Source organism: Marinoscillum sp. HNIBRBA16962, assembly GCF_057801515.1.
This window is the reverse complement of the sequence record NZ_CM173603.1, coordinates 3667191-3680553: the sequence shown is the minus strand read 5'-3', so window position 1 is coordinate 3680553 and position 13363 is coordinate 3667191. Positions and strand designations below refer to the sequence as shown.

The following is a 13363-nucleotide window of genomic DNA, read 5'->3' as shown; positions in this document are numbered from 1 at the left end:
AGTGAAAACACTGGCGAGATAAAGGAGGAAATATACAAGCATTGTCCTGTACATGTAGGTTATTACCTCCCATCCAATTCAACCAAGGAAAATGAGATGATAGGTAAACGATATATAATACTATTCTCAAAATCCTCATCACCAATACATTTCATATACTCTTCAAAAGCTTCCGTATTTTCAAAAGAAAGATCGAAACCTTCTTTCATTTGATTCATCGGCTCAATGAGGCAATATAAAGGTGAATGTTTATCGAGCTGTTGCACATTAACTGTCTCAGCATAATAAGAAAAAATCAATGCCACATTTGACGGAAGTACAACAAATTCAATACTAGGGTAATTTTGATAAAGGCATTTAAAATTAACAGATCCCTCATGTGAAATTATGTAATTCTTAAAAAATTCTTGATAACCTTGCTTACTTCTGTCTTTTAGAATTCCTAAAAAAAGAAAATAGTCTTCGATTTTTTTATACTTTCCTATTGTATTTAAGGTATCTGCCGTTTCATACGGGTTACTAAATTTATCTTCCAATCCTCTTGCAAATATTCCTTCATCAAAGAGATTTTTCTTTGATGAACATCCAAGGGTTAAGACAACTAGTAGAAATTGTAATTTTACTCTCATAGGCCTAAGACTGTTCTCATATTTTTTTCAAATTTAACTGGTACAGATATATGAATACCAAGGTTACCCCATTCTATTACCCACCTTGTATCATTATTTCGATATCTTGTATTGTAATTAAATGGATCTATATTCTTTCCTGTAGCATGAAATGGAATTTCAGTATAAATTGGGGTATTCTCTCCAAATAATTTGATTGAAGTACTAGCACGGTAGTGTGTGCCTCCTGAAATACCTAAAAGTTTATCATTAGTAAGATTCTTGAAAAGTTTATGGAGATCAATAGATGATCTATTATGGATGTGATGCCTAAGTCCTTTGACCAAATGTGATGCCACTTTAGATTCGGAACTTTTAGAAATATCTATAGTTCCTGGGTGAGGATATTCTTGTATTAATGATATAGCACCCAAATCAGTTTCTTCACTCTGAACCGCCAGATCATAAACAATACTCGGCGCCTCTAACAAGGATGCTGTTATCACGCCCTCTGTAAAGGGATTCCCGCCAACTTTAGCCCACCGGGCATCTGATGTTCCTCCACTAGGTGCCATAAAACCATCTCCAAGCAGCTCAATCGACAGACCAAGACTTGCAAGACCTCCAGCCACCGATGCACCCCAGTCCCGACCTTCCCATTCGCCTGGGTTGTACCACTCATCTACGCCATTCCGAAAAGCCGAAAATGAGCCACTTCCATACCAGCCTATTATAGTTATGGCTGCTTCTAACAACCAACCCCCATCAGGGTCCACACCTATATTTGGACTATTCCCCATACCAGCATAAGGACTCCAGTACTGCCCATAAGGATCGGTCGCTAACCAGCGGCCGAGATCACTATCGTAATCCCGAAGCTGAAAGTAATTGAGCCCCGTTTCCTTATCACTTTCCGCAAATAATCCCTGGTAGCCGAACCGGTAATCTTCTTCCGTCCATTCCTTAGCTACACTTCCGTATGGATAATAATCAGCTGTCTTCACCACCTTGGCTCCCAGGTGGGTGACTGTCAGGTTATCAAACCATACATCTACATCCTGATTACTTTCATTGGCTACATAGATGTACATATACCCGTCATGCTCTATATCCACTTCCAGGGATAAGGTCTCCACTCCGTTCGCAGCGGCTGTAGTCACTTTTTTGAAGCAGTCACAATCTCCGCTTTCAGCGCCTATGAAATTATAGTTTTCATCAAACAGCAGGAATTGCAGGTAAGCTTTCGGTAAACGTTCATCGGTAGGGTTGGGCACCATAGCATCACCTGTTACGGCATCTTCCAGTCCGTCTGCCGCGTTCATCCCTTCGGATGTTCCTGTATTGATGTTAAAAGCAGATGCCAGAAGTGAACCCAGCCCGGTGATAAACACATTATCATCCGAGGGAGGCACATAAGCTGCCAGCACTTCCATGGTCACTACATCACCTTTCTCCACCTGCAGCGACTTGGCCGGTCCTATGGCCTCACCATCTGTGAGAGCGGGGTTAAGTAAGGCTGAGTACGTGCCGTCGATGGCATTTACCGGATCATTTTGCCGTGTACCTAGGTTATCAAACCGCGTATTTTCGAAATCTATTCTGGAGTCCTCCATCGTAGCGGTTCCCATAAACTTCAGCTTCGTTACTACGGCCCGGGTGTTACCCTGATGGTCAGTAAGAGTATAGTTGTACTGCCAGTGGTCAATGTTGCGATAAGCAATACCCAACATGGCATGGCCATGGATCGGAACTTCACCCTGCAGCAGCTCACCACCATTCCGGTAGTAAATGCTCATGATATTCCCGGAAGGGTCGCGCACATACCAGGTCTCCAGCCCGGTAGCCTCATCCCGCTTCATGATCCGGTCACCCCGGTCATTGTATTTGTAAGCATACAGCAGTTGGGCATGTCCGGCAATGCGCCTATCGCCTTCCGGCCATATTTGGCTCCAGTAGTTCATCCCCAAAAATAAATCCTTAAACAAGCCATCAGCATGTCTTTTTGCTTTGAAAAACAGATGGTTCGCCTGGATAATCTTTTTAGATGTGTCCTGATATTTAAATGCATCCGCTCCACATGATTATTGGCATAGCGTTCCCAACTGTGAAGACCCCATGGAATCAAGGTGCGATATAAGTTTAACCTGTCCGTAGTGAGTTGTGTAGCCTGTGATGTCAACAATGTATTGACCACCATTCGCAAGCTGCGTTTGGTTCGGGGGCCAATATAAAAATCTACCACTCGCCGACTTTCTCTTTCCAGCGCTATGACAATCCAGACAGGCTTGGTTTTATTGCCAATAAACGTGTACATCTCATCTACTTCATAGGCTTTTTTTGGGAAATAAGTGGCTTTTCTGTGTTTGATGCAATCTTCCTGATACGGCTGATCACTGTGCCTTGTGAGATATTCAACAGCCTACTGGTGCTCCGTATACCTACACCTTCTTTTGTGAAGTTGGCGATTGTATCATCGCTTACCTTATAGGCTTCGTACTTGTAATCCCTGCGTTGGTATTTGTGACACTGGGTACACCAATATTGCTGGTTCCCATTGATCACCCCTTTTTTATGGCATTTTCCTCCGCAGTATTTACATTCCATCCGTTAAAAGTTATAGTTTATAGCATCAGGTGCCTGTCTGATCCATTTATAGGCCTTTTAAGTCATTAACGTTTTTCACGTGAAACCCATTACCTCCAAAAATAAGAAATGAATCCATCCCTAAATACTTAAAAACATAAAAAGTTATATTCTTTAGCATTACCGTAAGGGTCGTTCGCCAGTTAGCGACCCAGACCATTGCTAATTGCTATAGTATCTTAGTTCAATACTAATTTGGGAAATACTTAGAAAGCTGATTTAGGACATAGAAAGTTTTATTATGATATTTAAAAGAATATAAATGAAAAACAATTTTTTTAAGGTTTTGGATTTCAGACTCTTCTATATTTTTTTTCATAAAAATATTACCAAAATCAATACGTCCATTTTTTATTTCAAAATAGACAACCCTTTTTGAAATAAAACTTATCATAATAAGCAGGATACAATTGATGAGTGTTAGAAAAATTACTCCGTCAATATCTCCCTTGCGATAAGTTATTTCAGTCAGCACTGCCATAAGTATGGCAAATAAAAACAGAAAAACTACACCTATTATGTAGTAGATTCTGGATGACTTTATATTCATAAATCAACATTTTAAATACTAGTAAAAATCTAATTTAAGTCCAGCTTTTAAACCTCCCTGTACACCAAGACCGTAAGCCCAACCTGCAGAGGGCATACCTCCAACAAAAAATTCACCCGTGCTCCAATTCATTTCTACTCCAATTAAACCAAGCATTGATGATCCACTTGTCACATATTCTGAAACACCATTCTTATAGGACCGCTTACCTTCAATAGCAAAAAACGGTGTTGAAAATGCAATGTCATTTGTAATTCCTGTCATAAAATTAGCAGTTGGTTTTTGTCTAAATCCAGCCTTTCCTTCAACTAGGATTATGGAGACCAAATTAACCTTGAGTCCCCCTACTCCCCTCGCATAAAACGAAGCAGGAGATGGTCCGGAGGTATTAAAAGTCGACTGAAATCCTGCAGTGACCTCACCCCCAATTTCGAAATGGAAATGATCCCAAAACCAATTTCCAGATGTATTTCCTCCATTCTGGTCGTTTTGCTCCCCACCTTCCCGTGGTTGCATTTCATCAGGCAAGTTAACATCCGGAGCTAAATTCCCAGTATTTAAACCTAAAGAATTAGGTGGGTTAAAGTTAACATCATAGTTGTAATTACCCGGCCCAATATTGATATTAGAAGTGTTGTAACGCCCGATCTCCAGCTCCCAGCCACTACTGGCAAATGGATCTGAACCGTCTGTAACCGTCACCGGATCAAAGTTCACATAACACTGGCAATGTTCATCCCATTTACGCTCAGTAGTAGACCCTCCCGTTGGATCAATAAGCAGATGCGGAGCATTCCCCATGCCATTGTACGGGCTCCAGTACTGCCTGTAAGGGTCAGTCGCCAGCCATCGGCCCAAACCGCTATCATAGTCTCTTAGCCAGAAGTGGCTCAGCCCGGTTTCTGTGTCTGTTTCGGCAAACTGCCCCTGGTAGCCGAACCTGAAATCTTCATCCGTCCATTCCTTCGCTACACTACCAAACGGGTAGTAATCAGCTGTCTTCACCACCTTGGCTCCCAGGTGGGTCACCGTCAGGTTGTCAAACCAGACATTTACATCATTTTTGCTTTCATTGACCACATAGATATACATATAGCCGTCCTGCTCTACCTCCACTTCTAAGGATAGCGTTTCTACACCATTTGCAGCCGCTGTGGTCACCTTTTTGAAGCAGTCGCAATCACCGTCTTCTGCTTCGATGAAGTTGTAGTTTTCATCAAACAGCAGGAACTGCAGGTAAGCTTTTGGTATGGTGGTAGACTCTGCCGGATTTGGCACAAAGGCGGGGCCTGTCACTGCATAGTCCAGTCCATCGGCGGCACTCGCGCCTTCTGAGGTACCCGTATTGATACCAAACGCTGAAGCCAGTAGCGTCCCAAGGCCGGTAATGTAGGTATTGTTCTCAGACGGTGGCACATAAGCCGCCAGCACTTCCATCGTCACCACATCACCTTTCTCCACCTTCAGGGATTTGGCCGGTCCTACTGCTTCTCCATCTGTGAGGGCCGGGTTAAGCAAAGCGGAATACGTACCATCAATGGCACTTACAGGGTCATTCTGTCGTGTATCCAGGTTATCAAACCGGGTATTTTCATAATCTATCCTGGATTCCTCCATCGTAGCAGTGCCCATAAACTTCAGCTTGGTCACTACTGCCCTGGTGTTGCCCTGGTGGTCGGTGAGCGTGTAGTTGTACTGCCAGTGGTCAATATTGCGGTAGGCGATCCCTAGCATGGTATTACCATGGATCGGCACCTCGCCTTGCAGCAGTTCACCGCCATTGCGGTAGTAAATGCTCATGATATTGCCTGTAGCATCTCGTACATACCAGGTTTCCAGCCCGGTAGTCTCGTCCCGCTTCATGATCCGGGCGGCACCATCGTTGTACCGGTAGGAGTAGAGGTGCTCACTATGATCGGCATCCCCGTACACAGCCGTAATGCGGCTGTAGGCATCGTACTCGTAGTACAGGTCCTGTTTGTCAGCATCTTCATATTCATAGCCGGTCACTCGCCCCAGCTCATCATGGCTGAATGCTGCATACCCGGCCACCTGCTCCAGCCGGTTATTCTTCGGCAAAGCAGCATTGGAGTTGTATGTGTAGTCAAAGTCATTGAAAAGTTCTCCTGCCTGATCGTAGCGTTCAAGCGAAAGCATGTTCCCGTTGGGGTCGTAGGTCAGGCTTTTCACTGACAAAGGATTGTTACTGGTACTAAAAGCTTCCGTAGCTGAATAGTACGCTCCGGCCAGCTGGCTTTTTTGATCATAGGTGTAAGCATAAAGCTCCGGTGTCTGCTGCACAAATTCCTCATCTACACTGCGCCACCTTGCTGCCCGGATGTTCCCGTTGTACTGATCACTGATGCCGGACAATGCACCCATCGGATCGTACCACGATTCAGCCGTCTGATAGTCATTTTGAAAATATTCCAGGGAAAATCCGAAAGCATCTTGTGTAAAATCAGAAATACCATCATTTCCGGGATCTCCATTCACCCCGTTGATGCCTTTCAGCCAGCCCTGGATCGTATAAGTATAGTCAATGCCCTGAAGGTTCTTTGCGAGCTCCACCCGCTTTAGCGGACCATGTAAATAGTACTCATAGGCGGCATGTTCATAGGCATTGGCCAGCGCTCCGTCCGTAGAGGTCAGGACACGGGTAAGCTGTTGGTTTCGATCATATTCATAATGATGATAAAAAGCTTCGTCCGGCTCATTTTTCTGGTAAGCAATTGTACGGATATTCCCGGACGCATCGTATTCATAGTTCACTGTAAATACCTTGTCCAGCGTCTTATACTTCTGTACTGTCCAGGTGGTCCTCCCGCGCTCATCATAGCTGTACCAGGTGATCACGTCTTCACTTTCTGTTCGTGTCACTCCACCCATCAGGTAAGTTTGTTCATATCCGGTCAGGCCGGTCGCTGTAGCAAAATCCGGGTCCGGCAGGTCATACCGAATGCTTACCCAGTCCTCTTTATCCGTATTTGCGTAACCATTCGGCCCCACATCTTCCAGGGTAGTGATCATTTCAGATGAACCGAAGGAGACACTGCTACCGGTATACACCCCATATTCGATCACACGGCCCGTTTCATCATAGTTGGTGTAGGAGAAGGTGGTAGCGCCGGCTGCCGCCTGTTGGGCATTCTGGCTATACCGCACAGCTCCGTCGTTTCGGGCCAGGAAGCGGGTTTCGTCTGCATCCACCTCTTTCATAGACTCTATCTGTCCCCGCCCGTCATAGGTATAGGTCGTTTTGTTTACCTCATCCAGCAAAACGCCATCCAGGAACTCAGCCACCCCATTCGGGGAGATTTCTTCGACCAGTCGACTGGCCATGTCGTATATATTGTAGCTCATGGAGGTATAGTTCACCTCATAGGCTACCTCTATGGAATTGTCCGTACTGTTGCTCTTAGCCCTGTAAAACCCGGGTTCAAGGCTCACCTCTTTTAGGTCAGCTGTCAGGACATTCAATTGCTCTTCCGGGCTTTCCATAATGTCATAGATGGTTACGTCCCCCTGAGAAGTGATTGTCACAGTCTGTGTGAACGGCACATAAAAATTGAGGTAATAAGAACCGCTTTGCGATACAGCATAAGATGTTTCTCCTGCGGCCTGGCAGTTTCCAATCCTATTTCCACGCTGATCCTGAAAGGTGATGTATGCCTGGCCATTGGGGTCGATGACCACCTGCTTGGTCAGGTTGGCAGGTGACTGGCTCTGACCGGCGCCCAAAACGGCCTGACGGATGGTTTGATATTGCGGCAGTTCGGAAATGCTCGCCGGCAGGGTCATTGCCTGAGATTCTTTCCCGCTCCCCGGTGCAAAAGCCTCTCCGGGGATGGTGGACTTCCTCACCCGGCTATCGTCTCCGTATTCCCGTAGGTACTCCACATATTCCGAGCTGGGCAGGTTGTTTTCAATGTCGGTAAAGGTATCTTCCGTACCATAGTAATTCTTCAATGTTTCCTGATCCTCTACATATCCCAGGGCACTTTCAGAAACCGTCGGTAGAGCCAGCGATTCGCCAAGGCTCCTGTCAAACTCATCATACAGTTGGTAGCTTATCAGAGGAATGTTTTCCTCATTGTTCAGGGCCAGGGTCTGAAGGGGATCTCCTTCACTATCGTTATAGCTTTTAGCCAGTCCGGTGATGTCCCCATTGTCATCAAAAGAAACTATTTTCACCCAGTTTCGATGCGGGTCAGACAGTTCATTCAGTCTGCGGCTACTGGTAGCCACTGATGCTGATCCAAGACTAGTCAGCTCGGACGTTTCATTAAGATATGGATGTACTTTATAGTAATAGGTCTTACCTGATTCCAGCCCTTCATCCACAAAGGAAGTGTCAGGAGCATTGACAAATCCCACTCCCGTGTATTCACCGCTTTCAGCTTCACTGCGATAGATCTTGTACCCCAATACGCTTCCGGGACTCTTGTCCCAGCCGATGAGGATCCTTGCCGGTGATACAGCGCTGGCCATCACCGGTTGTGAGTTGAAACTCACATGCCCGTCATCAGCCGATCTGTCATAGGAGTAATTAGCTTCTATCACCTCCGTATACAGTGCTAAACCCGTAACCAGGGTGTTGGTTATTTTAAACCGCATTGGGGCTTTACTCCCGTAAGGAATAGTGGGACTGGTTTGCTCCTTATAGCTGTCAGTAAAAGACTGCCATACTACCCGGTCTCCGGTAGTCGTTTTAGTTTCCAGTGTATACCGGCCATTCTTACCGGCTGCATCTAAATCCGGGTAAGAGAAGTCCGGGGCATCGGATTTCCAAAAGTAAGAGGTCACTTCCATAGATGTACCCAAAGCAGCTCGCTGTCCGGAGTATGTCAGTGAACCGTAGATGCTTTCTCCGGGAGCGGTGAAAAGTGGTTCCAGGTCGGTAAAGTCCAGCTTGTTACCACTGATATCCACATTCATACCTGTAGTACTGGTAGTAGTTGCCTGTACGCTAAACATGCTGAAAGTAGCCGGTGCAGGCACTTCCTCAATACTTTCCAGCTCATTATTTGCCAGGTTCAGGCTTTCCAGGTTGGACATACCCAGGATACTTCCTGGGATAGTTCCCGAAAATGTGTTGTTGTCCAGTGACAATACTCTCAATGCGCCCAGGTTTGAAATGGCCGAAGGGATAGCGCCTGAAAACTCGTTCTTTCCAAGATCAAGGATTTCCAGGGTGGGGTGGTTCCAGGTATCGGGCATGTCCGGCAACCTGTTATCTGACAGGTCCAGCCTGTTGATAGCCTGCATCTCCGCTAACCGGCTGGCATCCCATGAAGTAAATTCGTTACCGCTCAGGTCCAGCTCCGTCACACCGGGCAAAGCAGTGGCTTCTACCGGGATCTCTCCGGAAAACCGGTTATTGCTCAGGTCCAGGTAAGCCAGTGAATCAAAAGGCCAGTTGGCAGGTAGTGTACCATTCAGCGCATTGTCATTCAATGTAATGGAGGCCACGTTTACCCAATTGCTGATCCCCGCAGGCAACGAACCTGTCAGCCGGTTACTCTTTAGGTCTACCAGCTCCAATGCGGCCAGATTGGCGATGGAAGCAGGGAGTGGGCCGGACAATTCATTGTTTCCTAACGAGAGAACCTTAAGGTTGATCAAGTTTCCGATTGTCTCCGGCAATGTATCTGCCAGGTTGTTATTTTCCAGCCGGAGGGTAGTCAGGTTAACCAGGTTTCCTATCGTTTCGGGAATCCCTCCATAAAGGTCACAGTCATTAGCGATCAGCTCCTCCAGGTTGGTAAGGTTACCCAGCTCGGCAGGTAAGCGGTTGGCAGGAATATAACTGAGCGTATTACTGTTATCACTGATATCAAGATACCGGAGCGCTACAAGATTACCAATATTGCGAAAGGTCCATGAACTCCTGAGCCCGGACCCGGACATATCCAGATATTCCAAAGCGGGGAACTGCTCACCTTCATTGCCCAAACCGCCGATTTCAGTACCATTCAACTCCAGCTTTTTCAGTGAAACAAACTTACCAGTGTCATGTTCGGCCAGCAGACCGTCAATAGGGTTCCCACTCAGGATCAGTGTTTGCAGGCTGTCAATTTCACCAAGCCTTGAAACTCCGGTGATCTCATTTCCTTCAAAATTCAAATATGTCAGCTCACGCAGGTTGCTGAGCGCTCCGGGCAGATCGCCGGTCAGGCCTCTGTCCGGAAGAGAAATACGGGTGACTTTTCCGTCCACCACCGTCAATCCGCCCCACTTGTTGTAGGTATTGCGGTCCACGAATGCATTGTCATCTTCCAGGCGATAAAAGAACTCCTCGGAAGGCCAGCCATCTATCTCCCAGCTGTCTCCGCCTAAAGCGTTAAACAGGTCCCGTAAAGCCTCGTAGCGGGGCCGGTCTTCTGCTATTAGTTCCGGAGAGACAAGGTTCAGATAGAAAGTTTGGGAATAGAACGTTGTTCCGGGGAAAATATCATTCGTGATCCTGCACCTGTAAAGTCCTTCATCGTTTTCACTGGCAAACTCTATACGCCCTTCTACTACACCATTTCCTCCGCCGGCAAAGACTTCCCAGCCGTCTCCTCTGTTCACTTCCCAGAGGGCCAGATCATAATCTCCGTTACTGATCATATAAAAAGAAAGGTCTGAATACCGGTTAAAATTAACCGTATCCTTTTGGAGGTCGGGATAAGCTACATCGTCGATATACAGGTCTACCGGCAAGGGTTTTTGATCCTGGAAACTGAAACTTTGAAATAGGAAATCCTCTTCCCCCGCAAGGAATTGCTCCAGGTCTCCGAAATCCAGCCGGTTCCCATCGGCATTTAAACTGATCTGTCCCGGATTCGGATGCTCCCAGAAATCTGCCAGTTCCTCGAACTGGTTATCAGCGATATCGAGCTGTGTGAGGTTTTCCAGCCAGGTAAATCCCCAGTGCATTTCTCCTGAAAGCATATTGCCGGATAACAGAAAGGTTTCCAGCTGGGAAAGGTCAAAAAGTGTTTCGGGCAGGCTGGTCAGATCATTACCTGACAGGTTCAGGTAAGTCAGAGGAAGGGCCGAACCACCTTCTTCAGTAGCGTTTGGATCCAGGAATACCTCATCAGGAAGGAGCGTCAGGTTATTGTCTGACAGGTCCAGCGACTGCAGGAAGTCAAAACCTATTAAAAGCGCGCTGAATTCGCTGATCTCTTTACCGGGAAAATACAACCCGGTGATCTGTCCCGCTTCATTGATCTGCACACCCTCCCAGGTCCCGTAATCCTCCCGGTCCAGGTGTAAGCCTGCTTGCTCAAGCGCTGAAAATTCATCTAACGTTGGCCAGCCTGTCAGGTCGAGGGCGTCGCCATTCATAGACAGGTACAGGTCTTTCAATAGATTGAACTGGACAGAATCTGCCAGGATAACCGCAGAAGGGGTGATAAAAGTGGATTCCCAGCCCGGTTCGGACCAGGCCCCGGAGCACATTACCCGCACCCGCCACTGGTATTCAGTATCCGGTAGAAGATTTTCAATGATGACAGTGGTATCGGTAGTGACGGGTAGCACAATCTCCTCAGCTCCGGTTTGGCCGTATATTACTTCGTACTGCTCGCCAAGGATCGTCCCTGTCCATCTTAATGTGGTGATAATGTTGCCTTCGGTTTGCATGTCCGGAATAGCATTAGCAGCATGATTGGTGGCTTCACAGAAAGCCCATAGGGGAGTGGTAAAGTTTGATTCCCATTCAGGTGCTGACCATGCCCCGGAGCACAACACCCGCACCTTCCATTGATAATCGGTATTCGGGGCCAGCCCGGTTATGGTAACAGTCGTATCGGTAGTTGCAGAGAGTACCACTTCTTCCGATCCTGGCTGGCTGTAGACTACTTCGTACTGATCACCAATCTCTGTTCCGGTCCAGCTTAGGGTTGCAGTAATGCTGTTCTCAGCTTCACGGTCAGGTTCAGCTGATACGGTATGATCAGTTACTTCGCAGAAAGTCCATAGGGGAGTAGTGAAACTCGATTCCCAGTCAGGCGTTGACCAGGCCCCGGAGCACAATACCCGCACCTTCCATTGATAATCAGTATTCGGGGCCAGCCCGGTTATGATAACAGTCGTATCGGTAGTTGCAGGGAGCACCACTTCTTCCGATCCTGGCTGGCTGTAGACCACTTCATACTGATCACCAATTTCTGTATCCGTCCAGCTTAAAGTAGCAGTAATGCTGTTCTCTTCTTTACGATCAGGTTTAGCTGATACGGTATGATCAGTCACTTCGCAGAAAGCCCATAGGGGAGTGGTAAAGCTCGACTCCCAGTCAGGTTCCGACCAGGTACCGGAACACAATACCCGCACCTTCCATTGATAATCAGTATTCGGGGCCAGCCCGGTTACCGTAACTGTAGTATCAGTAGTTGCCGGAACCACCACTTCTTCAGAACCTTCCTGGCTGTAAACCACCTCGTAATGCTCGCCAATCACTGTTCCGTTCCAACTTAAGGTTGCGGTAAGGCTGTTCTCAGCTTCACGGTCGGGTACCGCAGTAGCCACATGACCGGCTACTGCACAAAGCGCCCCTTCTGGTGTTACAAATTCTGATTGCCAGTCAGGGTCAGTCCATACCCCGGAGCACTTTACGCGAACGCGCCACTGGTAAGTGGTACCAGGCTCAAGACCTTCTGCAATTATGGAAGTTTCAGTGGTTGTTGGCAAGACGACCTCACCGGTTTCCGGATGGCGATAGCTTACTTCATATAGTTCAGCAGAAGGGGTGCCGGTCCAACTCAGCACAGCGGTCATACCTGCCTGTCCGGTAGGCAGGCTGTTTTCGGACTCCGGGTCACGGGAAACTTCAGCAAAATATTCCGTAGCAAAACAATCGGCATCAGGTGTCTGAAATTCCGCCTGCCAACCACCCCATCCTGACCAGTGCCTGCCGCATTTCACCCGCACCCGCCACTCGTATGTGGTATTCGGATCCAGGTCATAAAGGTTAATCGAAGTTTCCGTTGTAGGAGGGAGGAACTCCACTCCCTTTCCTTTTGATCCATGTTTGTACCGCCCATTGTGCTTGCGGCCTTTCCGCCAGTTTTTTTTCTCCTTGTAGCTCACCTGGTATTTCGTAGCGTCAGGACTGCCTGTCCAGCTTAGCCTGGCAGTGATAGTCTCCGTATCGGGATCTACAGTTACCTGGTTTGCAAGCTCACTTGCCTTGCAGTAGTTTGCTCCGGGTGTTTGGAACTCCGGCTGCCAGTCACCCCAGTCCGACCACTTCCTTCCGCACTTCATGCGCACCCGCCACCGGTAGGTTGTACCGGGTTGCAATCGTCTGAGGGTTGTAGAAGGCCACCAGGTGGGAGACTTCACAATGACCTGGCCATCTTCAGCCATATAGCTGACCTGGTAAAAGGCAAACCATGAGGACCCGCTCCAGCTTAAATTAGCTGTAAATGTTCCATGATGATACCAGTCCTCACGGACATCCACAGCATGATCGGTTACTTCACAAGAATGACCGGCATGGAGGTTCGTGCTGATTAAAAGACAAAAAATGATACAAGTGAATGATCTTAAAAGTATAGAATTCATAGCAAAT

6 protein-coding genes are annotated in these 13363 nt (G+C 47.2%); all 6 read right to left on the bottom strand.

What is annotated here, in order from left to right:
- Nucleotides 1–62: 62 nt before the first annotated feature.
- The gene (locus AC3E9V_RS15200) at nt 63–629 is read right to left on the bottom strand and encodes a hypothetical protein (RefSeq protein ID WP_488748985.1); all 567 of its coding nucleotides are present in this window, start codon (nt 627–629) and stop codon (nt 63–65) included.
- Entirely contained in the window at nt 626–2569 is a 1944-nt protein-coding gene (locus AC3E9V_RS15195) for an RHS repeat-associated core domain-containing protein (RefSeq protein WP_488748984.1), read from the bottom strand. The genes AC3E9V_RS15200 and AC3E9V_RS15195 overlap by 4 nt, the downstream gene beginning before the upstream one ends.
- Complete coding sequence (locus AC3E9V_RS15190; protein WP_488748983.1) at nt 2566–2922, bottom strand: IS1 family transposase; 357 nt, start codon at nt 2920–2922, stop codon at nt 2566–2568. The genes AC3E9V_RS15195 and AC3E9V_RS15190 overlap by 4 nt, the downstream gene beginning before the upstream one ends.
- A gap of 5 nt (nt 2923–2927) precedes the next feature.
- Entirely contained in the window at nt 2928–3212 is a 285-nt protein-coding gene (locus AC3E9V_RS15185; protein WP_488748982.1) for a transposase, read from the bottom strand.
- A gap of 229 nt (nt 3213–3441) precedes the next feature.
- The gene (locus AC3E9V_RS15180) at nt 3442–3801 is read right to left on the bottom strand and encodes a hypothetical protein (protein ID WP_488748981.1); all 360 of its coding nucleotides are present in this window, start codon (nt 3799–3801) and stop codon (nt 3442–3444) included.
- A gap of 18 nt (nt 3802–3819) precedes the next feature.
- Nucleotides 3820–13356, bottom strand: a complete 9537-nt coding sequence (locus tag AC3E9V_RS15175; RefSeq protein ID WP_488748980.1) for a fibronectin type III domain-containing protein — start codon at nt 13354–13356, stop codon at nt 3820–3822.
- Nucleotides 13357–13363 lie beyond the last annotated feature (7 nt).

Coding starts and splice junctions, on each gene's coding strand:
- AC3E9V_RS15175 (WP_488748980.1), bottom strand. CDS start 13,356: ATGAATTCTATACTTTTAAGATCATTCACTTGTATCATTTTTTGTCTT.
- AC3E9V_RS15185 (WP_488748982.1), bottom strand. CDS start 3,212: ATGGAATGTAAATACTGCGGAGGAAAATGCCATAAAAAAGGGGTGATC.
- AC3E9V_RS15195 (WP_488748984.1), bottom strand. CDS start 2,569: ATGAACTACTGGAGCCAAATATGGCCGGAAGGCGATAGGCGCATTGCC.
- AC3E9V_RS15190 (WP_488748983.1), bottom strand. CDS start 2,922: ATGTACACGTTTATTGGCAATAAAACCAAGCCTGTCTGGATTGTCATA.
- AC3E9V_RS15200 (WP_488748985.1), bottom strand. CDS start 629: ATGAGAGTAAAATTACAATTTCTACTAGTTGTCTTAACCCTTGGATGT.
- AC3E9V_RS15180 (WP_488748981.1), bottom strand. CDS start 3,801: ATGAATATAAAGTCATCCAGAATCTACTACATAATAGGTGTAGTTTTT.